This is a genomic window from Bacillus cereus group sp. MG1, from assembly GCF_040460035.1.
GTDB lineage: Bacteria > Bacillota > Bacilli > Bacillales > Bacillaceae_G > Bacillus_A > Bacillus_A cereus.
On the sequence record NZ_JARVGY010000001.1, the window covers coordinates 1,158,300 to 1,179,301 of the forward strand.

The following is a 21,002-nucleotide window of genomic DNA, read 5'->3' on the forward strand; positions in this document are numbered from 1 at the left end:
TGCGTTCACAATATGCAAAAAAACATTTGGGGGTCAAACAATGGAAACTAAACCATACGAATTAGTCGATGCATTTTGGAAAAACTGGTCTCAATCACTTTCCCTTTTCTCTTCAGCTGGGAAACAGTTAGAGCAACTTACTTTAGAAACATTAAAACAACAACAAGACGCTTTGCATAAGTTAACATCAGGAGTAGATGAACTAGAAAAAGAACTACAACAACTCACTGCTCAGTTCAATAACCAATATACAGATTACGTGAAACAATTAACTGGAAACTCCTTAAATGATCAAATTAACGAGTGGCAAGACAAATGGAAAGAACTTTCTGCTCATATGCATCAGCTTACCGTTTCTCCTACAAAAACTTCTTTGTCAATTCTTACACAAACAAGCGGTCAATTTGAAGAAACAACAAAACAATTTATTGAACAACAACAATTACAACGTGAAGAGGCTCAAAAACAGTTAGAGGGTTTTTTGGAAGAGTTCAAGTCAAAACAGTTGGAACTCGCAAAAAAGTTCGAGGAAAACTCAAAAAATCTATTTACTTCCATCAAGTAAGAAAAATGTGGGAGCTAACCGCAGCACAAACAAAACTCTTTCTTCCTCCTACTACATCAAGATGGCTAACATTTTTCGATATGGAAAAGAAGGAGGACAAAATGAATCCATTTCAAGAAGCACAAACTGTTCCGGAGCTTCGCTATGATGAGATTCAAGTCGGTGATCAAGCATCCCTTACAAAAACAATTACAGATGAAGATGTTATCAATTTTGCAAAATTGACTGGAGATGTGAACCCTATTCACATTTTAGATTCTTTTGCGAAAACGACAATGTTTAAAGAACGTATTGCCCATGGTATGCTCGTTTCGAGTTTTATTTCTACCATCCTTGGAACGAAACTCCCAGGCAAAAATACGATTTATTTATCCCAAAATGTTTCATTCCGTGCCCCTGTCAAAATCGGTGATACACTTCGCGTTGTGGCAGAGGTTATTAAGAAGCGTGACGATAAAAAAATCATTACGTTGCAAACAAATATATATAATCAATCGGATGATATTGTCGTGGAAGGTACAGCGACAATACTAAAAAAAGAGTAGCAAATTTGCTACTCTTTTTTCTATCCAATAACTTCTAATCACACCGATTACTTCCGCGTATGAGCACGCCGGTTCCACATAAAATAACAGTACCAATTCAGATAAGTACTTATCTGGACTGGATTACTCATAAGGATGTGTATCATCATGGCAAAAACAAACAAATTACTAGTTCCAGGTGCTGAACAAGCACTTGATCAATTTAAATATGAAATTGCACAAGAATTCGGCGTAAGCTTAGGGTCTAATACAGCATCTCGTTCTAACGGATCAGTTGGCGGTGAAGTAACAAAACGTCTTGTTTCTTTAGCTCAACAACAATTACGTGGATAATAATATAACATATGGCTTAGAGGCAGATATTCTCTGCCTCTTTCTATTTTTCACATACATAATCGGACTTTTTCACATACTAGTAAGAGCAAACAGAAAGGAACGATATATAACATGAAACGGATTAACATTCGTATGAGTCCTCCCCGCGTTCTTACTTTGTCTTTTATCATGTTATCAATTATAGGTACATGCTTATTAAAGCTTCCAATTGCTACAACAACGTCTATTTCATGGCTCGATGCTTTATTTACAACAGTTTCTGCTTGTACGGTTACAGGGCTTGGTGTTGTGGACACTGGAAAAGTATTTACTTTGTTTGGACAATGTATCATTTTAACGCTTATACAAGTTGGCGGGCTTGGTATTATGAGCTTTGCTGTCTTAATTGCGATTATGCTCGGAAGAAAAATCGGTCTTCAAAATCGGATTTTACTGCAACAAGCATTAAATCAAACGAATATAGGCGGCGTCATCCGTCTTGCCAAAGCATTATTTTTATTCTCTTTTACAGTCGAATGTATCGCTACTTTAATTCTTTCTTTTGAGTGGGTACCAAAATACGGGGTTACCAAAGGGATCTATTATAGTTTTTTCCATTCAATCTCAGCCTTTAACAATGCTGGTTTTTCTGTGTGGAGCGATAATTTAATGTCCCATTCTCATAGCATTATTGTCAATTTCGTCATTTCCTCTCTCATCATTTTAGGTGGAATTGGTTTTACAGTGATCGTAGACATAAAAAGAAAGAAAAACTTTAAAAACCTTACACTACATTCAAAACTTATGCTCTCTTCTACTCTAATCATCAACATTATTGCTACCCTTTTTATTTTTATATTCGAGTTCCATAACTCCCTTTCTATGAGAGGGTTTACCCCATTTGAAGAAGGAATGGCCTCTTATTTCCAAGCAATTTCAACGCGAACTGCCGGTTTTAATACAGTTGATATTTCTACATTGTCAAAACCTTCCCTGCTATTAATGATGCTACTTATGTTTATTGGTGCTGGTAGTGCTTCAACGGGTGGGGGGATTAAGTTAACAACATTTTTAATCATATTTTTTGGCGTATTTAAATTTTTACAACAACAAGAAGATATTGTCGTATTTAAAAAATCCATTAAAGATACTCTCATTGTCAAATCATTAACCATTACTATTATTTCTATTTCATTTATCTTTTTTGCTATTTTAATTTTGAGTATTACTGAACGAGTTCCTCTATTGATGAGTGCTTTCGAAGTATTTTCAGCATTTGGGACTGTTGGCCTCAGTATGAACTTAACACCCCACTTAACTATAATTGGAAAAGCGATTATTATTTTTATGATGTTTTTTGGGAAAATGGGTCCTTTAACATTGGCATTTTCATTTGCTCGTAAAAAGAACCGAAAAATAAAATATCCGAATGAAGATATTTTAACAGGTTGACAACCGTATAAATTATCCATATAATGAGAATACAATAACATATCTCCAAAGGGGAGTAGCGTCCAAGAATATATCTTGGAAACAAAGTCGTCATTACGTAGAACTTAGTTCTTCCGGCTTTGTTGGCATTTTTATTACATATGTCTAGCAAGACCTTTGCCTATTAACGGCAGAGGTCTTTTTTGCATTCATTTCCAGATTCTCCCAAAGTTAATAGGCAGGAGTATGGGGAAACTAAATAGTGGGGAAATTCTTCACTTATTTAGAAGTTATAGAGATGAGAGGAGAATGTACATGGATGTATCATTATTATTGGAGTATGGTTGGGTATTACTCATCCTAATTGCACTTGAAGGGATTTTAGCGGCTGATAACGCTCTTGTTCTTGCAATTATGGTAAAACATTTACCAGAAGAAAAACGAAAGAAAGCACTATTTTACGGATTAGCGGGGGCATTCGTTTTCCGATTTGGATCGTTATTTATGATTTCGTTCTTAGTCGATGTATGGCAAGTGCAAGCAATCGGTGCCATCTACCTTATGTTTATCGCTGGTAATCACTTATTTAAAACATATGTTAAAAAGAATACAGATGAAGAAACTGAAGAAAAAGAAGCAAAGAAAAAACAAGAGAACTTTTGGTGGACTGTATTTAAAGTTGAGGTTGCTGATATCGCCTTCGCAGTTGATTCAATTTTAGCTGCTGTTGCACTAGCAATGACTTTACCAAAAACAGGACTAGGTACAATTGGTAGTCTTGATACTGGGCAATTCGTTGTTATCTTTGTAGGTGGACTTATCGGATTAATCATTATGCGATTTGCAGCAACTGCTTTCGTACAAATCTTAAAACGTAAACCAGGGCTTGAAACTGCAGCATTCTTAATTGTAGGTTGGGTTGGTGTGAAGCTAGCAGTTTATACATTAGCACATCCTGCATTAAATGTAATTCCACATTCATTCCCAGAATCCACTCCGTGGAAGCTTACATTCTGGATTGTATTAGTCGGAATCGCAGTTGGTGGTTGGTTCTTCTCAAAAGAAGTAGAAGTAAAAGTGGAAAAGAATTTAGACGAAAAAGCGCTGTAATTACAGCGCTTTTTCTTTTTCCTTTCTTCCTCGCAATGTCCAGAAAAAATTCCATTATACTACCTTTTGTAAACGTTTTCTTAATGTATGTATGTCCTTTTTGTGAAACATTGCACAAACTTATTGAAAGTAAGAACAATTCCATGTACTTTATTCATATAAGGAGTATTTATAGAAGATTTACTAAAGGAGCGTATTACTCATGCTAGAACAAGGACTAGATTATGTTGTCAAACTGGCTAAAAGCAAAAAGAAAATACTAGATACAAACCCAATGCAATATTTCATTCGTGCTGCACTTGCTGGTATTTATATCGGTTTTATTATTGTACTATGTTTTAAATTAGGTAACTTTTTTCACATTGCAGATTCACCAGCAACTTATTTAGCCGCTTCTATGTTTTTCGGGATTGCTCTCGTACTTATTATATATGGCGGTGCTGAATTGTTTACTGGGAACACAATGTACTTTACTGTCGCAACTTTAAGAAAAGAAACAACGATTTCTGATACACTTCGTAACTGGGTTGCTTGTTATGCAGGTAACTTAGCCGGCGCATTATTCTTTGCCTTACTATTTTACGCAACTGGAATTTTTGAAGCAATTGATCACGGTCACTTAATGAGTAAAGTCGTTGAAGGAAAAATGAATACACCTACGATGCAGTTATTCTTTAAAGCCATTTTATGTAACTGGCTCGTATGTCTTGCTTGCTTCTTACCTTCTCAGGTTAAAGGTGACACAGCAAAAATAATGGTCATGATGCTACTTGTTTTCACATTCTTCTTATCTGGTTACGAACATAGTATTGCAAACTTATCACTCTTTGCTTTATCTTTAGTTTCACCGCATCCTGAGACAATTTCTTTTTCAGGTGCTATTCATAACTTAATTCCTGTTACAATTGGTAACATTATTGGCGGATCAGTATTTGTCGGTATGGTATACCACTACTTAACAAAGAAAACGCCTGAAGTTCAACAGGAAGAAACTGAAATCGCAACAGCTCAACAAGAAGAGATTATTCCTTTACAAGCCCATATGAAACATTAAAAACTCCAAAGTTTTACTTTGGAGTTTTTAGCTTCCCACGTATTTAATAACAAGGTGAGGAGTAATTTCTCCTTCTTCCTTTCCCTTATCCATTCTCTGTTTCATCTTGTACATACCGATGACATCATTCGTATGAAAGTGAATTTCATTTACATATAACCCCTCTGTACAAAAAGCTTCTACAAAATCCAGTCCATTTTTCGCTCCCCATCCCATATTAAAATCAAGAGAAAGAATATTCACATCATAATCCCGAACCATTTGCAAAGCACATTCTACTGTAGTTGCGGGCACATACCCGAACGGGCAACTTCTTTGATCATCCATATATACGTTCATTTTCGATTCCCTCTCTAATTTGAATATGCGGCCAATACATAACATATTGCCCCGAGACTAATAAAAGGACCAAATGGAATTGGCTTTCGTACTTCTATACGTTTTAATCCGATACCAATCCCGAAAAAACAAAGACTAAAACAAGATGCTAAAAATAAAACGATAAAAACTCCTTTCACTCCTACTATAAATCCAAGTAACGAAAGTAGTTTTATATCTCCTCCGCCAAGCCCTTCTGGATATATCTTTTGCATGCAATATAACAAAATAAATATAACACCACTACCAGCTATACTATCTGTCCAAGTAACTAATTGTACAAAAACACTTTCGAGAATGAGTAAAAAGGCAAACGAAATTAAAATACAATCAGGAATTAACATATATAAGTAATCTGTAACTGAAATAATAAGAAGCAGCGAAAAAAGGGATAAAATAATAATAAGCTCTCGTTCTATTCCAATCATATACACTGTAAGAAGAAATATACCTCCTGTTATACATTCAAATGCTACATACATAATTGGAATTTTCCTCTTACAATTCGTACAACAGCCTCTTTGTATATAAAATGAAATGATGGGGATTAGTTCTTTTGTCCTTAGCACATATTTGCAATAATCACAATGTGAACGCGGGGTAATAATAGAAGCACCTGATGGAACCCTCATCGCAACTAGCATAAAAAAAGAACCAAACACCATCCCTGCTAACAGTGCATATAAATAAGTGAACATCCCTTCCTCTCCTTTCCCAAAAAACATAGCAAAAAAAGGAGAGAACTTCTACTTCATATTATCCTTTATTCTACTAAAAAGCAGGCCATTTCCTGGCCTGCTTTCCCCTCTTTTATACGATGAAATAAACTGCTTTTAATGGTCCATGTACTCCGACAACAAGATTCATCTCGATGTCAGCCGAGTTACTTGGCCCTGTAATAAAGTTAATACAAGATGCCGCTGTCTCCCCATTTTCTACGCGTGAGTTCATATCCTGAACTGCTTGTGTAATACGAGGCACAAGTGTTTCACGTGGAATAATAGCAAAATATACAGTCGGTAAAAAGTGTAAAGAACGCCCTTGACCTTTATGACTTTGTACAACAATTGTACCAGATTCAGCTAATGTATAATCACTAAATGCAATACCAATATTCGCTTTTTCAGCTAAACGCATATTTTCGTCTTTTCTCTCTGGATCCCATACATTTACTTCAACATCTCGTTTTGGAAGTTCTTCTTTAAATAAAGATGTTAAACCATATGCATCAAAACGCGCATCTGCTGATAATAAAATAGGTCCCCCGCCGTTTTCCATGATTACTTTTTGAAGGTCTTCACCTAAACGGTCGTTTGTCGTTTCTACTACAGTTGTATGAATGTTTGTACATTGCTCTTTAAACACTTCTAGTAATTCTTCTTGTGAATAATCTTTTAACGTTTCTATATTCACATTACTTTTCCATACTGGACGCTCTACACCTTCTGTTTTACGCGCGCGCCCAAGTTCTTTTGCAATGTTATCTAGAAAGGCATCACGGTTTTGAATTAATCCTGTCATTATTTATCCCCGCCTTTCTTATGATCTTTATACCAATCACGGAATCGTTCTTTACTTGGAGCTGGGAATTCACGAATATCCGTCCAGTTTTTAAGTGGTCCAACACCTTTTGATACACGATTACCAGATGTAAATGGACTCATTGCCGCTGGTGCCATTTTTGAACCCATTTTATATAAAGCAGCTGAAGAAGCACCCATACTAAACATTTTCATAGCCAGTTTTTCTGCAAGTGGTGCACGACCTTCTTGCTCAACGATGACTTGACGATGTTTTAATAATAAATCATGCAATGGAATTTTTACTGGACAAGCTTCTGTACATGCTCCGCATAAACTAGATGCATAAGGAAGCTCTTTGTAATCATCATATCCACCTAGAAGCGGTGTTAATACCGCACCGATTGGTCCTGAGTAAATCGATCCATATGAATGTCCACCAACGTGACGATATACAGGACATACATTAACACAAGCAGCGCAACGAATACATTGTAATACTGAACGGAATTCAGATCCAAGAATTTGAGAGCGACCATTATCAACAACAACTAAATGAAATTCTTCAGGTCCATCAACTTCCTCTTCTTGAATTGGCCCCGCTACTGTTACATAACTTGTTAATTTTTGACCTACTGCACTACGACATAGTAAACCAACTAAAACATCTAATTCTTCCATTGTCGGAACCATACGTTCCATACCCATTACCGCTATTTGTGTTTTAGGAATTGACATAACAAGATCTGCATTACCTTCATTCGTTACTAAACAAAGAGAGCCAGTATTTGCAACAGCAAAGTTACAACCAGTTACACCAATTTCTGCATCCATAAATTTCTCACGAAGTTGTTTACGAACAAACTTTGTCATTTCATACGGGTCATCAGAATTTTCATAACCTAGCTTTTCTTTAAATACATCGCGAATTTGCGTTCTATTTTTATGAAGTGCAGGTGCAATAATATGTGAAGGTGGATCGTTATCTACTTGCAAGATATACTCTCCTAAGTCACTCTCTAACACTTCACAGCCAATCTCTTCAAGCGCATGGTTCATACTGATTTCTTCTGTTACCATCGACTTTGATTTTACTATCTTTTTTGCCTGCTTCTTTTTTGCAACGTCTTGAATATACTTTGCTGCTTCCTCTTTCGTTTTCGCAAAGTACACGTGTCCGCCTCTTTTTGATACATTTTCACTTAACTGCATTAAGTAATAATCAAGATTTTCTAACGTATGTTGACGAATTTGTTCACCTAGTTCACGCCACTCTTCCCAGTTTCCTAGTTCATCTGCGGCTTTTAAGCGATTCGTATATAAACGCGTTTGTGCAGAAGATACTGCTCCGCGCATAAACGAATCTTGAATTCCATCACCAACGCGATCATTAAATTTTTTCTCACTGATTTTCATAGACATAGCTTATGTTCCCCCTTCATGAGCGACTATTCAGTACCTCAGCAATATGCATTACTTTTACTTCTTTTCCTAAACGCTCAATACGTCCGCCAATGTTTAACAAACACCCACAATCTGCACCGATTAAATAATCTGCACCTGTTTCCATTACACTATCTACTTTTTCGTCTACCATTTGCTCAGAAATTGGAGTCATCTTAACTGAAAACGTTCCCCCAAACCCGCAACAATTTTGCACGTTTGGCAAATCTCTCACAGTTAATCCTTTTACATTTGATAATAAAATTCCTGGTGCTTCTTTTATTCCAAGCATACGTGTCATATGACATGATTTATGAATAGTAGCGACCCCTGGTAAACTTGCACCAACATCAGTAACCTTTAAAACATCCACAATAAACTGTGTAAATTCATAAGTTTTATCAGCAACTTTTTGTGCACGTTTAGCCCACTTTGGATCATCTTTGAAAACATGTGGATACTCATGAAACATTGTCGCACAAGAACCAGATGGCGTAACAATATATTCTGCATCTTCGAAAGTTTCAATCATATGTTTCATTGCTTCTTTTGCTGCTTCTACATGGCCGCTATTATAAGCAGGCTGACCACAACAAACTTGCGCTTCTGGAAATTCAATTTCACAACCTAAACGCTCCAACACTTCAACCGTTGCTTTACCGACATTTGTTTCAAACATATCGACTAAACAAGTAACAAATAAAGTAACTTTCATAACTATTACTCCCCCTTTTTACAACTTCACCAACAAACATATGGTCATCAGATGACTTAGCAGAGAAGAAATAGGCTCAACCATGGCCTATCCTCTCCCTCTTCTAAAGAAAACGCTTACTTAACCTTTCTCTATTTTATCAGAAAATTAAATTTTTAAAAGATTAAATTACGAATTTATATCGTTTTTACCTGTGACAATATGTTCTACATTTGTTAAGTGATCTAGCATTGCTTGCTGCGCTAATTCTACATCTTGTTTTAACACCGCATCATATATAACTTGATGCTCTTCTATAAGTCGTTCTGATGTCGTTTGTTCACCATATAAAATAATGCGTCTTGATTCACCAATCGTTTCAGCAATCATCTCTGAAACATGATTCATGAGTTCAAGCAAAATGCTATTATGCGAAGACTCTGCAATTCCCATATGAAATTGAAAATCGGCTTTTTCGCCAGCCTTTTCATCTCCAATGCTCTTTGCCATTTCATCTAACCAATGTTTCATATTTTGTAAATTATCTTCCGTACGTTTTGCCGCCGCTACTCGAACTGCCCCCACTTCAAGCACCTTTCGTACTTCTAATAAATTCAAAATATCTTCTTTCTTCATTAATAATCTATTGTTTAATGATTTCGTTAATGAAGAAGAATCGAAGTTCTTCACATATGTACCTTCTCCTTGTTTCATCTCAATTAAGCCCATCGCTCTTAGCGCACTTAGCGCTTCACGAACAGCAGATCTGCCAACTTGAAACTGCTCAGCTAATTGATGCACAGGGAGTAGTTTGTCACCAGGTTTTAACGTACCATTTTTAATCATTGTTAAAATAGCTTCAGATACTTCTTCGTAAATTTTTTTCGGTTTAATAGATTTGTACTCCAGTTAAATCACCTCAGTATCTTCCAAACAACAATTGAAACGATTTATAAGAACTTTGCATCATAACTATTTTAGACCGAATTGATAAGAAGTACAAATGTTTTGTTCATAAAATAGTCAAATTTTCGATATTTATTACATATTAATTTATATTTTTACGTATAAAGTGAAACTTTAATCAGTGAGGGTTTTGTTCATCCCCCACTGATTATTAGCCCTCACCAATCGGGCTTTTACGGGCAGCAGTGCCTCCACCTAACTTCTTTGCTTCCGCTGAATTTTGAGGTGAGGGTCTTACTGACCGGAGAATAGCGGGATAAATATTTTCTTCAATATAAAGAACATGCCCTAAAAATTAGAACATGCCCCCTCATCCTGTACATTCAGTTTAATAATAACCGTTGTTCCCTTATCTTTTTCACTTTCAATTTTCCACTGTCCACCATGTATATGAACAATTTGTTTCACAATAGCAAGGCCTAAACCTGTTCCACCATGTTGACGACTTCTCGCTTTATCAACTCGGTAAAAGCGTTCCCCAAGATTCTCCAAATGCTCTATATCAATGCCAATTCCTGTATCTTTTATTTTTAATTCACAGTAATCATCGATTTGCTCTAAAGTTATAACGATATTTCCTTTTTGATTTGTATACCGTATCGCATTATCTAACACATTATGAAGCACTTGTTGCATACGATCCTCATCAATCATGACAATGACCTCTGGATTTAAATTGGTTGAAATATGAATTTCCTTTTCTATAAACTTAATCTCATACGTATCTAATACGTCTTCAATCAGCTGTGAAAAAACGATAGGTTGCTTCTTTAACGGAAAGTGCTCACCTTCTAATTGTGCTAAGTCTAACAAGTCATGAACGAGACGCTGCATACGACCTGCTTCTTTATGAATTAGCTGAGTTACTTTTTCCTGCTGAGCTCCCTTTGCAACACCATCTAAAATAGCCTCGCTATACCCTTTTATATAACTAAGTGGTGTTCTAAGTTCATGCGAAACATTTGCTAAAAATTCCTTACGCTTTACATCTTCTGTTTCTAATGAATTTGCCATTTTATTAAATGCTTTTCCTAATCGTCCAATTTCATCCTCTGAAGAAACTGTAATCCGCTCCGAAAAATCTCCCGTAGCCAAATGATTTGCAACCCGCTCCATTTGCGAAAGTGGCTTCGTAATTGCAATTATAATTTTTCTTCCAACCCATATCGTAATTAAAATCATAGCAATTGCTAGCGGTGCTAAAATAAGACCCATATCATAGATTAAATCTTTTATACTTTTTAAAGGAATATACGAATAGACAATTCCGACTAATTTTTTATTTTCCAATACAGGAATGACAACCCCCATAATATTACGTTCAAAATGTTCTTCATATCCTATTTTTGTCACAGTTTTCCCATCTAATAGCGTTTGCCTATCTCCTTCACTTATAAGAGAATGATGATGCACATCAAAAGGCAAACATGCGCTTAAATCACGCGGATTAGATACGAAAATAACGTCTGAACTAGATATTTGATCAAACGATCTTACTTTCTCTTCAAAAGTTGATATTCCTTCACGCTTATCATATTGAGCAGCAAGACTTTTCCCTTCCATTACTAACGAAGTTTTTAAATTATCAACGTATAACTTTTCATACGAGTATAAAGATACGAAATAAAGAAAGGACACTGTTACACATACTGCACATACTACTGTAAGCCAAAGTTTTTGTACCATCGTAAACATATGTTACACCTCAAATTTATAGCCTACACCCCAAACAGTTTGAATGTAGTTTCCACTTTCTCCAAGCTTCAAGCGCATCGTTTTCACGTGCGTATCTACTGTTCTTGTACTTCCGGCATAATCATATCCCCATACCTTTTCAAGTAATTGCTCCCGGCTAAATACTTGTCCTGTATGCTGACAAAGAAAATATAGTAAATCAAACTCTTTTACAGTAAGAGAAATCGACTCACCATTCGCCTCAATTCGTCTGCTTTTTTCATTGATAAGAATTGGTCCAAATTGAATCTCTTCTTGCTGTTCTTGCTTTGTATATCTTCTTAGTACAGCTTCCATACGGGCAACCAATTCACCAGGACTAAACGGTTTTACAATATAATCATCTGCTCCCATACGTAAGCCATTCACCCTATTCCACTCTTCACCTTTTGCGGTTAAAAATATAATCGGCACATCTGACGTTTTTCTAATTTCTTTACAAACTGAAAGTCCATCCATTTCTGGCATCATTATATCTAATACAACGAAATCATAATGATCCGTTTCTAGTTTTTTAAGAGCCTCTTTTCCGTTTTCAGCTTCTCCCCACTCATATCCAAAGTTATCCAAATACATTCCAACAAGCTGCCTCATATCACTTTCATCATCTACAACTAGCACTCTATATTTATTCATTGTCCTTCCCTTCCCTCTCTATGAGTTGAAACGGTCCTTTTCCGACTTTAATTGTTTGTTTTATTTTCATACTCTTCATATCCATGACGCACACTTCATCACTATCATAACTTGCTACATATCCTTCTGCTCCGCTTTTCAAAAATGCAAATGGATTTGAGCCTATTTCAACGGAAGCTACCTCTTTATACGTACTAATATCAAATTTTCTAAGCATATTCGAACCGTGGCTTAATGCATATACGTACTTATTATCTTTCGTTATGTTCACAGGCATAAATGGAGCGTGTAAAGAACGTACCATTTCACCGCTCTGTAAAGAATACACTAATACTTTCTCATTCACTTGATTTCCATCACCATGCCCGCCAATCCATATTTCTTTCCCATCAGGACTAATCGTCGCTCCTGTTGATGCTGGCGGAATCATAAAGGATTGAACAACTTCTTTTTTCTTCGTATCAATTGTCGTTAGTTTCGTATCATAAAAGTTTAGTACAGATAACCGATTCTGATACTCTACCATCGTTATAGGCCCTTTTCCTGTTGAAACATTTCCTGTCTCTTTCCCATTTATCGTAAAGAACCTTACCTTTTGAACATTTTGATCAGCAGCAAATAATTGTTTTTTATCTGCTGATACGACCACATTTACAATGCCCTTTCCAGTTTTATATTTTTCCACTTGCCTTCCTTCCGCTAGTGAATATACATACATATATTCTAATTGCTTACCGTATACAAGTATTTCATCGCCATTTGGAAGCAGTGTGATTCCAGCCATTGGCTCATTTAGTTCCCATGTCGTAATTAACTTTTTATCTTTTTTATCAATAAAACTAATACTGCCTTCTTTTATATTCGTAGTTATAATAACATTTTTATCTTTAGCAATTGGTGTATATGAACTTCCTTGACACCCTACTAATAGAAATAAAAAACAGAGAAGAAAAACATACTTTCTCAAAAGATTCCCTCCACCTTCAGATGATTTCGTTATAATTGTAAAATAACAAATAAATGTGTGGAAAGTGTGAAATTCCCCTTTCTTACTCAATTTACATATATAATGTACAACAAATAGAATTTGAGGTGTGTCAATTATGCTATTTCCTGATTTAGCGAATAAAATTGTACGAGAAGTACGCAGACTAATTACAGAAAATATAATTATCATTAATATAGAAGGCGTTATTATCGCAAGTACAGATACAGAAAGAATTGGCCAATTTCATGAAGGTGCACTCCGCTGCGCTAAACAAAAGAAAACCGTCATCATTACAAAAGAAGATGAAAGGCGATTGCAAGGTGTAAAGGCTGGGATGAATCTTCCTCTATTATTTCATGATGAAGTAATCGGTGTCATTGGGATTACCGGAGAACCTGAAAACATTTCACGCTACGGAGAAATATTGCGTAAGATGACCGAATTATTAATTCATGAAAACTACTTTTTAGAGCAATTAGAACTTGAGCACCGTTCTTATGAAGCTTTTGTCTTTGATTGGCTTCAAAATACAGAGTGGTCCCCGAGTTTTCTTGATCGTGCCAAAACACTTGGCATTGATTTATATAAGAAAAAACAACTTGTTTTGTTTTCTATTGGCAAAAATGACACAATGCTCCAGCGTAAAATATGGCAACATGTACGAAATATTTTAACAAAAGAGCATCTATTTGTTCGCTGGGGAAATGATCGTTTTATTTTATTTACAGCGATGAGCTCCAAAGAACAAACTTATCAGTTTTTAAAACGGTTAAAACAAGACTGCGAAGCTTTATTTTCTATTCCTTTATATATCGGGATTGGGCAAACAGTTACCCCAAACAATATGAACATATGTTACGAACAAGCATTACGTGCTCTTTCTGTATCATTGGAAACGAAAAAAATTGTATTTAATGAAGATTTACGTTTAGAAATGTGTTTACAAGATATTTCTGCCGAAACGCGTGAACAATTTCTAGAGCGTACCATCGAAAGCTTACTATCATCTCCTGAGCTTATGCACACTTTACGCTTATTTATCGATTATAACCAATCTTATAAACAGACAGCTAAACAATTACATATACACATTAACACCTTACATTATAGGCTAAAAAAGATTGAAGAACATACAGGACTTGATCCAAAACAATTCAAAGACTTAAACGTTTTATACTTCGCACTCCTCCTATTAGATAATCATACAAAAAAGAACGATAAAACAGATTAATCTTTAGATGATTATACATAGAAAGAATCCCTCGACTTTTTTATCATTATAATGAAAGCACTGTTACCACGTTGTTTATTATAACTAAACACGTTAACAGTTTGAGGGGGATTTCCAATGTTAGAAAAACAAATTATTCATTCATTCGTATCTATTGTTGGCGAAGATAATGTAGATACATCCAATATGGGGCGTTTAACTTATAGTTATGATGCCACTCCAAACTTCCAAGCAATGCCTGATGCAGTCATTGCTCCTCGTAATACAAATGAAGTAGCTGAAGTGTTAAAAGTATGTAACACTTACAAAATCCCTGTGTATGTGCGCGGGTCTGGAACAAATCTTTGCGCAGGAACATGTCCACTTGAAGGCGGTATCGTCCTTATTTTCCGCCATATGAACAATATTTTAGAAATTGATGAAGAAAACTTAACAATTACTGTACAAGCTGGTGTCATTACACTTGATATTATTAAAGCGGTAGAAGAAAAAGGTTTATTTTATCCACCAGATCCAAGCTCGATGAAAATTTCTACAATCGGCGGTAATATTAATGAAAACTCAGGTGGATTACGCGGTTTGAAATATGGCGTAACACGTGATTATGTAATGGGGCTTGAACTTGTCTTACCAAATGGTGATATTATTCGCACTGGTGGTAAATTAGCAAAAGATGTAGCTGGTTACGATTTAACTCGTTTATTTATCGGTTCTGAAGGAACACTCGGCGTCGTAACAGAAGCCATATTAAAACTTGTTCCTATGCCTGAAACAAAGAAAACAATGCTTGCATTATATGAAGATATTAATGAAGCTGCACGTGCTGTTTCTTCTATTATTGCAAATAAAATCATTCCAGCAACACTGGAGTTTTTAGACCAACCGACAATTGAAGTAGTAGAAGAGTTTGCACAAATCGGTTTACCTACAGATGTAAAAGCAATTTTATTAATCGAACAAGACGGTCCGCCCGAAGTAGTCAATCGAGATATTGAAAAAATGGCTAACGTTTGTCACTCTATGAATGCGGTTGATGTTCGTGTTGCAAAAGATGAAACAGAAGCAGATGCGCTTCGTACCGCTCGTCGTAGTGCCCTATCAGCGCTTGCAAGATTAAAACCTACTACAATATTAGAAGATGCAACTGTACCACGTTCACAAATAGCTCCAATGGTTGAAGCTATTAATACCATTGCAAAAAAATATAATATTCCTATTTGTACGTTTGGGCACGCTGGTGATGGTAACTTACATCCAACTTGTATGACAGACGTTCGTAATGCAGAAGAAATGCACCGAGCTGAACAAGCTTTTGCTGAAATATTTGCGAAAGCAATTGAACTTGGTGGCACAATTACTGGTGAACATGGTGTTGGTGCGATGAAAGCTCCATATTTAGAAATGAAATTAGGTAAGGAAGGTATTGCAGCTATGCAAGGAATAAAGCAAGCTTTCGATCCAAATAACATTATGAATCCTGGAAAAATGTTCGCGAAAGACACTCGAAAAAGAGTGGTGGTTGAGCGATGACGACATTGAATAAAGAAAATATTCAAAAAGAATTTAAAGAACGATTAAGTGAAGATGAATTACTAAACTGTATGCGATGCGGTTTTTGTTTACCTACTTGTCCTACCTACATTCAATCCGGATATAAAGAGTCACATTCACCGCGCGGACGTATCGCATTAATGAAAGCTGTCGTTGATGGTTTAATCGAACCAGATGAAGATGTTGAAGATACATTAAACGTTTGTCTTGGTTGCCGTGCTTGTGAACCTGTTTGTCCATCTGGTGTAAATTATGGCCATTTATTAGAAGAAGCTCGTGATATTATTAATCAAAATAAAAAATTCTCGGTGCCAGTGAAAGCTGTTCGAAAAGTCGTTTTTGAAGGATTATTCCCCCATCAAAATCGAATGAGAACATTAACTGGACTAATCGGATTTTATCAACGTTCTGGTTTACAAACGCTAACACATAAAACAGGGATTATGAAGTTATTCCCTGAAACACTTGCAACGATGGATCTCGTTTTACCAAAAGTCCCTAAAATGAAAGCGATGAAAGATCGTCCTTCATTTTTACCTGCAGAAAGTACAAAGAAAAAACAAGTTGCATTCTTCACAGGCTGCTTAATGGATACGATGTTTTTAGAAACAAATAACGCAACGATGAAACTTCTTCAACTAGCTGGTTGTGATATCGTTATTCCAAAAACACAAAGTTGCTGCGGTGCATTACATGGACATGCTGGTGAAAAGAGTGGAGCAAAAGAATTAGCAAAGCGAAATATAAAAGCATTCGAAGATTTAAACATCGACTATATTATTACCAATGCAGGTGGTTGCGGGGCTTATCTTGTAGACTATGATTATCTTTTAAAGGATGATCCGGATTGGGCTGAACGTGCTAAGCAGTTTGTTTCTAAGATTAAAGATATTACTGCTATACTAGTAGAACTAGACTTCCATAAGCGAACTGACTTACGACTCACGCCGCAAGTTATTACGTATCAAGACTCTTGTCATTTACGCAATGTTATGCGCACATCTTCTGAACCTCGTATGTTACTAGAGGCTATCCAAGGTGCAACATATCGAGAAATGAAAGATGCCGATCGTTGCTGTGGCTCTGCTGGTATTTACAATATTGTTCATTCAGAGTTATCAATGGAATTTCTAGATTACAAAATGGACCGTGTGCATGAAACAGAAGCAGCAACCATTGTTACTGCAAATCCAGGTTGTTTATTACAAATGAAATTGGGCATTGAGCGAGAAGGGCTTTCTCATAAAATGAGAGGAATTCACATTGTGGATTTATTATTAGAAGCAATTGAAACTAACTCGTAATAACTCGTAACATACGTAATAATAGGAAAACGGCTATCTCCTTCGTCTATGTAAAGAGATAGCCGCTTTTTTGTCTGCTACAACATTAAAAATATGTTACTTTATTATAAAAAAGAACAACAGAAACATTACAGTTTCGTAAAAATCAATCCATTATATTCCTCAAAAAATCGTTCAAACCATTGATACAATAGGATTCTTCATTTTCTATTTAGGTAACTTTATCCAAAAACCCCCTCTTAAAACCAAGTATAAAAACACTATAAATTCCTTTTATACTCTATATTTCTCTTATTTTTGCTCCCTTCTTCTCTTAGGATAAATTAGGTAATTTTAAAGTCTATGAATTTTTTTCCATCTTTTTTCTCGCAAATTGTATGCTACGATGAATTTGTCAGTCAGACAGGCTGTCAAAAACAAATCGTGTGAAAACAAATTAAAACTTTATATAGGGGGACACACATCATGAAAAAGCGTGTTTTATTATCTGTAGCTGCTGCAACAGCTCTTACTTTAGGAGTATCTTCTCTAGATGCACAAGCTGCAACAGTACAACCATCTAACGTAAAGGTTCAAAATATTCAGCATTCAAAAGTGATGATGAAACAAATGAACCAACAAGAATTACAAGCATTCTTACAATCTATGGGAGTTGAATCATTAGCACAATGGCAACAAGGAAACTTCCAACCAAACTGCTTCATTCCTGGTCAACAACCTACTGAAAATGTTGTAACTGAGCAACCAACAGCTAAGCCAGAAACTCAAAAGCCAGTTGAACAAAAACCAGCCGAGCAAAAGCCTGCTGAAGAAGTTCAAAAACCAGAAGCTCAAAAACCTGCTGAAAACAACAATACTCAAAAACCTGCTGAACAAAAACCAGCTGAGCAAAAGCCTGCTGAAGAAGCAAAATCTTTAAGTGAGTTCGAACAACGTGTTGTTGAATTAACAAACGCTGAGCGTGCAAAACAAGGCTTACCAGCACTAAAAATCGATACTGAATTAAGCAAAGTAGCACGTATTAAGTCTGAAGATATGCAAAAAAACAACTACTTTGATCATAACAGCCCTACATACGGATCTCCGTTTGATATGATGAAGAAATTTGGTATTTCTTATACATCTGCAGGTGAAAACATCGCTCAAGGCCAACGTACACCTGAAGAAGTAGTACAAGCTTGGATGAACAGCGCTGGACACCGTGCAAACATTTTAAATAACGGCTTCACTCACATCGGTGTTGGTTATGTAGAAAGCGGCAACTACTGGACACAACAATTTATTACGAAGTAAATAGATTAAAAGAGTCTTCTCATAATGAGAAGACTCTTTTTTAAGTTTCATAGCTTTCTATTATGTATGAATAGAAAATATATAACATAAACAACATAGATCCACAGCTTATTATACTAAGCAATACATAAAATCCCCACTCTAAGTTCAAAAACAATGAAAACAATATGCCCCATGCCATCACTTGAAAAATTCGTCTACTCACTAAACGAATTTTTTGTAATTTAATTGGGTCTTTTTCTTTTTCTTTTTCTTTTTCTTTGCCTTTTATGTTCTTAAATTCTTTACTCAGCATAAAAAGAAACATACTAATCCCAATCGTTAATCCTGTTTGAAAGGATATCACCTTCCTAAAATTAATAAAGAGGATAAGCATATGAATAAACAACATAAATAACGTAATTTTCTTTATAAAGCCGCCTATAATACCATGCCCTCTTTCATTAAACTTAAATATATTATGTGAAATAATATACAAAAATCCATATGAAAAAATAATAAAACAGGGAATAAATGCTACAACAACTTGTTTACTCATAAACTCGTTTGGCTCACCATTTACATTCCAATGTACTGCCATACGATTTGGTAAATAGGGATAGAGAAATAGAGTAAGTAAAAGACAAGCGAAAAATATTCCAAGTACATACTTATATTTGATCAAGTGATTCTCACCTCTCTTTTCTCTTAACGGCTTCGCTTCTTTTAGAGAAATCCCTGCAAAAATCTACTTTTTTCAAGTTAAAACTTATACTTTACGCATTTTCTTTTTGAAATTCTTTTATTTTTTTATTTAACTTTGTAGGAAACGGCACATCAACTTCAATTGCTTCTTTCGTAATTGGATGCAAGAAATTTATCTTCATCGCATGCAATGCTTGACTGGACATATATTTTGTTTGTCCACCATATAATACATCCCCAACTAGTGGATTACCATTATGACTCATATGAACACGAATTTGATGTGTTCTACCCGTTTCTAATTGTAACGTTACGAAAGTCGTGTTTTGCTTCTTAAAATACTTTTCTACTTTATAATATGTGATAGCTTGGTCACCTTTTGGAGAAATACGACGCCTTGTAGCATGATGGCGATCCCTTCCGATAGCAGCATCAATCTTTCCTTGTTTCTTCTTTACTTTCCCTTCAACGAGCGCTGCGTACGTTCTTTTAATTTTTCTTTCCATTAATAGACGATCCATAATTGCACCAGCAATTCTATGCTTAGCAAACACGACACCACCTGTCGTATCTTTATCTAAACGATGAATATGACGCACCTTCGTCTCTAAACCTTGCATTTGAAAATGAAAAGCAACAAGATTTGCAAGCGTCCCGGTTCCACCTCTTTCAGCAGGGTGTGTGTCCATTTGCTCTGGTTTATTTACGATAAGTACGTGATCATCTTCGTATACTACATGTAATTCACCATATTCTGGATCTACACCGTACTCTTCCTCCGCAAACATATGGACTTGTAACTTATCGTTCTCTTTTAAAAGCTCATTCCATCTTCTTTGTTCCCCGTTAACCGTAACACCTTTTTCCATACGAAGCTGATGTAATAGCTTTTTCGGTATTTCCCATTCTACTTTTAATACCGATTCAATACTTATACCATTCCATTTAGCTGGAACGATAATTTCACACCATTCGCCCTTTTTCTTTGTTTCCATACTGTTTATCACCTTATTTCTATTGATTCTCTCATTGTAACGGAAAACACACTTTGATGCACTGTCAAAAATAGAGGACAGTCTTATAATAGACTGCCCCTCAAGCTCTAAGTCTTTTCATTTCTAATAATACTTCTTCAGCTTTTTGTTCATACGATAAATCTTTAAAGAAATCCGCCAACCTTTTATAATCATTGTAAGCATCTAATAAATCGTCCATCTTTTCTATTTTCATCACTTGTTGTTTTTGTTTCATTTTTACTGGATAGCGATAACCTGATACTTCTTGTATTTTGTAATACTCATCCTCTACTTGAACGACCTTTACAAGTTCTTCCTCTTCTGCATCCATCGTATACCCGTCAAATTCTCTAAGTAGTTCATAAATGATATGAGTCCATTCATCTTTTGGATAAAATCCTTTTTCTAACCGATAACCGACAATGCGATACATATGCCCATCGTTCTCGGCAAACTGTACTGTATCATTTAACTTAAACTTAAAATAACGAAACATTGCCTTCACCTACTTATTATGTAATGTTCTTATCACATACTATTTGCA

At 35.6% G+C, this 21,002-nt stretch carries 22 protein-coding genes and 1 riboswitch; of the genes, 10 read left to right on the forward strand and 12 right to left on the reverse strand.

Annotation, left to right across the window (positions count from 1 at the left end; genetic code table 11):
- Positions 1-40: 40 nt before the first annotated feature.
- From phaP to QCI79_RS05925, 6 genes are all read left to right on the forward strand, one after another.
- Positions 41-565 carry a polyhydroxyalkanoic acid inclusion protein PhaP gene (gene phaP, locus QCI79_RS05900; RefSeq protein ID WP_000448594.1) on the forward strand — a complete coding sequence of 175 codons (525 nt, stop codon included), beginning with the start codon at positions 41-43 and terminating at the stop codon, positions 563-565.
- A 101-nt stretch (positions 566-666) separates the two neighbouring features.
- On the forward strand, positions 667-1,110 hold the full coding sequence (locus QCI79_RS05905) for a MaoC family dehydratase (protein ID WP_001067916.1): 444 nt from the start codon (positions 667-669) through the stop codon (positions 1,108-1,110).
- Between the two features lie 147 nt (positions 1,111-1,257).
- Entirely contained in the window at positions 1,258-1,443 is a 186-nt protein-coding gene (locus tag QCI79_RS05910) for an alpha/beta-type small acid-soluble spore protein (protein WP_001140707.1), read from the forward strand.
- Positions 1,444-1,557: 114 nt separating this feature from the next.
- Positions 1,558-2,877, forward strand: coding sequence for a TrkH family potassium uptake protein (locus QCI79_RS05915; RefSeq protein WP_000822330.1), 1,320 nt, complete (start codon positions 1,558-1,560; stop codon positions 2,875-2,877).
- Positions 2,878-2,915: 38 nt separating this feature from the next.
- A riboswitch (yybP-ykoY riboswitch) is annotated at positions 2,916-3,089 on the forward strand.
- Positions 3,090-3,171: 82 nt separating this feature from the next.
- Entirely contained in the window at positions 3,172-3,966 is a 795-nt protein-coding gene (locus tag QCI79_RS05920) for a TerC family protein (protein WP_000383326.1), read from the forward strand.
- Between the two features lie 202 nt (positions 3,967-4,168).
- Positions 4,169-5,020 (forward strand): formate/nitrite transporter family protein, encoded by an 852-nt coding sequence (locus QCI79_RS05925; protein WP_000893027.1) that lies wholly within the window; start codon positions 4,169-4,171, stop codon positions 5,018-5,020.
- A 27-nt stretch (positions 5,021-5,047) separates the two neighbouring features.
- Here the strand turns inward: QCI79_RS05925 and QCI79_RS05930 are convergent, their stop codons facing one another.
- From QCI79_RS05930 to QCI79_RS05970, 9 genes are all read right to left on the reverse strand, one after another.
- Positions 5,048-5,359 (reverse strand): cyclic-phosphate processing receiver domain-containing protein, encoded by a 312-nt coding sequence (locus QCI79_RS05930; protein ID WP_016109581.1) that lies wholly within the window; start codon positions 5,357-5,359, stop codon positions 5,048-5,050.
- A 14-nt stretch (positions 5,360-5,373) separates the two neighbouring features.
- Positions 5,374-6,096, reverse strand: coding sequence for a prepilin peptidase (locus QCI79_RS05935; protein WP_021727724.1), 723 nt, complete (start codon positions 6,094-6,096; stop codon positions 5,374-5,376).
- Positions 6,097-6,208: 112 nt separating this feature from the next.
- Entirely contained in the window at positions 6,209-6,919 is a 711-nt protein-coding gene (locus QCI79_RS05940) for a LutC/YkgG family protein (protein ID WP_000147183.1), read from the reverse strand.
- Positions 6,919-8,340 (reverse strand): LutB/LldF family L-lactate oxidation iron-sulfur protein, encoded by a 1,422-nt coding sequence (locus QCI79_RS05945; RefSeq protein ID WP_000061922.1) that lies wholly within the window; start codon positions 8,338-8,340, stop codon positions 6,919-6,921. The genes QCI79_RS05940 and QCI79_RS05945 overlap by 1 nt, the downstream gene beginning before the upstream one ends.
- A gap of 16 nt (positions 8,341-8,356) precedes the next feature.
- Entirely contained in the window at positions 8,357-9,076 is a 720-nt protein-coding gene (locus tag QCI79_RS05950) for a (Fe-S)-binding protein (protein WP_000869150.1), read from the reverse strand.
- 168 nt (positions 9,077-9,244) lie between these two features.
- Complete coding sequence (locus QCI79_RS05955; RefSeq protein ID WP_254904472.1) at positions 9,245-9,934, reverse strand: FadR/GntR family transcriptional regulator; 690 nt, start codon at positions 9,932-9,934, stop codon at positions 9,245-9,247.
- A 375-nt stretch (positions 9,935-10,309) separates the two neighbouring features.
- A complete protein-coding gene (locus QCI79_RS05960) occupies positions 10,310-11,716 on the reverse strand; it encodes a sensor histidine kinase (RefSeq protein ID WP_000494819.1) in 1,407 nt (468 codons plus the stop codon).
- Positions 11,717-11,719: 3 nt separating this feature from the next.
- On the reverse strand, positions 11,720-12,391 hold the full coding sequence (locus QCI79_RS05965; RefSeq protein WP_001046400.1) for a response regulator transcription factor: 672 nt from the start codon (positions 12,389-12,391) through the stop codon (positions 11,720-11,722).
- Complete coding sequence (locus tag QCI79_RS05970) at positions 12,384-13,358, reverse strand: YncE family protein (protein WP_001234146.1); 975 nt, start codon at positions 13,356-13,358, stop codon at positions 12,384-12,386. The genes QCI79_RS05965 and QCI79_RS05970 overlap by 8 nt, the downstream gene beginning before the upstream one ends.
- Before the next feature lie 127 nt (positions 13,359-13,485).
- Here QCI79_RS05970 and QCI79_RS05975 point away from each other — a divergent pair, with 127 nt between their 5' ends.
- The 4 genes from QCI79_RS05975 (at position 13,486) to QCI79_RS05990 (ending at position 18,758) form a co-directional block, all read left to right on the forward strand.
- On the forward strand, positions 13,486-14,610 hold the full coding sequence (locus QCI79_RS05975; protein WP_001999325.1) for a CdaR family transcriptional regulator: 1,125 nt from the start codon (positions 13,486-13,488) through the stop codon (positions 14,608-14,610).
- A 117-nt stretch (positions 14,611-14,727) separates the two neighbouring features.
- On the forward strand, positions 14,728-16,140 hold the full coding sequence (glcD, locus tag QCI79_RS05980) for a glycolate oxidase subunit GlcD (protein WP_000890763.1): 1,413 nt from the start codon (positions 14,728-14,730) through the stop codon (positions 16,138-16,140).
- Positions 16,137-17,465 carry a (Fe-S)-binding protein gene (locus QCI79_RS05985; protein WP_000209617.1) on the forward strand — a complete coding sequence of 443 codons (1,329 nt, stop codon included), beginning with the start codon at positions 16,137-16,139 and terminating at the stop codon, positions 17,463-17,465. The genes glcD and QCI79_RS05985 overlap by 4 nt, the downstream gene beginning before the upstream one ends.
- A 465-nt stretch (positions 17,466-17,930) precedes the next feature.
- Complete coding sequence (locus QCI79_RS05990) at positions 17,931-18,758, forward strand: CAP domain-containing protein (RefSeq protein WP_000747593.1); 828 nt, start codon at positions 17,931-17,933, stop codon at positions 18,756-18,758.
- 40 nt (positions 18,759-18,798) lie between these two features.
- On the opposite strand, the gene QCI79_RS05995 is transcribed toward QCI79_RS05990, so the two are convergent.
- The 3 genes from QCI79_RS05995 to QCI79_RS06005 all read right to left on the reverse strand — a co-directional run bounded on the left by QCI79_RS05995 (position 18,799) and on the right by QCI79_RS06005 (position 20,954).
- On the reverse strand, positions 18,799-19,422 hold the full coding sequence (locus QCI79_RS05995; RefSeq protein ID WP_021727725.1) for a DUF1648 domain-containing protein: 624 nt from the start codon (positions 19,420-19,422) through the stop codon (positions 18,799-18,801).
- A gap of 91 nt (positions 19,423-19,513) precedes the next feature.
- On the reverse strand, positions 19,514-20,437 hold the full coding sequence (locus tag QCI79_RS06000; protein ID WP_000448324.1) for an RluA family pseudouridine synthase: 924 nt from the start codon (positions 20,435-20,437) through the stop codon (positions 19,514-19,516).
- A gap of 100 nt (positions 20,438-20,537) precedes the next feature.
- Positions 20,538-20,954, reverse strand: a complete 417-nt coding sequence (locus QCI79_RS06005) for a hypothetical protein (RefSeq protein ID WP_000490301.1) — start codon at positions 20,952-20,954, stop codon at positions 20,538-20,540.
- Positions 20,955-21,002: the final 48 nt, after the last annotated feature.

What these genes read in the sequence shown, in the direction of transcription:
- phaP (WP_000448594.1), top strand. Translation starts at nt 41, where the DNA reads ATGGAAACTAAACCATACGAATTAGTCGATGCATTTTGGAAAAACTGG.
- QCI79_RS05905 (WP_001067916.1), top strand. Translation starts at nt 667, where the DNA reads ATGAATCCATTTCAAGAAGCACAAACTGTTCCGGAGCTTCGCTATGAT.
- QCI79_RS05910 (WP_001140707.1), top strand. Translation starts at nt 1,258, where the DNA reads ATGGCAAAAACAAACAAATTACTAGTTCCAGGTGCTGAACAAGCACTT.
- QCI79_RS05915 (WP_000822330.1), top strand. Translation starts at nt 1,558, where the DNA reads ATGAAACGGATTAACATTCGTATGAGTCCTCCCCGCGTTCTTACTTTG.
- QCI79_RS05920 (WP_000383326.1), top strand. Translation starts at nt 3,172, where the DNA reads ATGGATGTATCATTATTATTGGAGTATGGTTGGGTATTACTCATCCTA.
- QCI79_RS05925 (WP_000893027.1), top strand. Translation starts at nt 4,169, where the DNA reads ATGCTAGAACAAGGACTAGATTATGTTGTCAAACTGGCTAAAAGCAAA.
- QCI79_RS05930 (WP_016109581.1), bottom strand. Translation starts at nt 5,359, where the DNA reads ATGAACGTATATATGGATGATCAAAGAAGTTGCCCGTTCGGGTATGTG.
- QCI79_RS05935 (WP_021727724.1), bottom strand. Translation starts at nt 6,096, where the DNA reads ATGTTCACTTATTTATATGCACTGTTAGCAGGGATGGTGTTTGGTTCT.
- QCI79_RS05940 (WP_000147183.1), bottom strand. Translation starts at nt 6,919, where the DNA reads ATGACAGGATTAATTCAAAACCGTGATGCCTTTCTAGATAACATTGCA.
- QCI79_RS05945 (WP_000061922.1), bottom strand. Translation starts at nt 8,340, where the DNA reads ATGTCTATGAAAATCAGTGAGAAAAAATTTAATGATCGCGTTGGTGAT.
- QCI79_RS05950 (WP_000869150.1), bottom strand. Translation starts at nt 9,076, where the DNA reads ATGAAAGTTACTTTATTTGTTACTTGTTTAGTCGATATGTTTGAAACA.
- QCI79_RS05960 (WP_000494819.1), bottom strand. Translation starts at nt 11,716, where the DNA reads ATGTTTACGATGGTACAAAAACTTTGGCTTACAGTAGTATGTGCAGTA.
- QCI79_RS05965 (WP_001046400.1), bottom strand. Translation starts at nt 12,391, where the DNA reads ATGAATAAATATAGAGTGCTAGTTGTAGATGATGAAAGTGATATGAGG.
- glcD (WP_000890763.1), top strand. Translation starts at nt 14,728, where the DNA reads ATGTTAGAAAAACAAATTATTCATTCATTCGTATCTATTGTTGGCGAA.
- QCI79_RS05985 (WP_000209617.1), top strand. Translation starts at nt 16,137, where the DNA reads ATGACGACATTGAATAAAGAAAATATTCAAAAAGAATTTAAAGAACGA.
- QCI79_RS05990 (WP_000747593.1), top strand. Translation starts at nt 17,931, where the DNA reads ATGAAAAAGCGTGTTTTATTATCTGTAGCTGCTGCAACAGCTCTTACT.
- QCI79_RS06000 (WP_000448324.1), bottom strand. Translation starts at nt 20,437, where the DNA reads ATGGAAACAAAGAAAAAGGGCGAATGGTGTGAAATTATCGTTCCAGCT.
- QCI79_RS06005 (WP_000490301.1), bottom strand. Translation starts at nt 20,954, where the DNA reads ATGTTTCGTTATTTTAAGTTTAAGTTAAATGATACAGTACAGTTTGCC.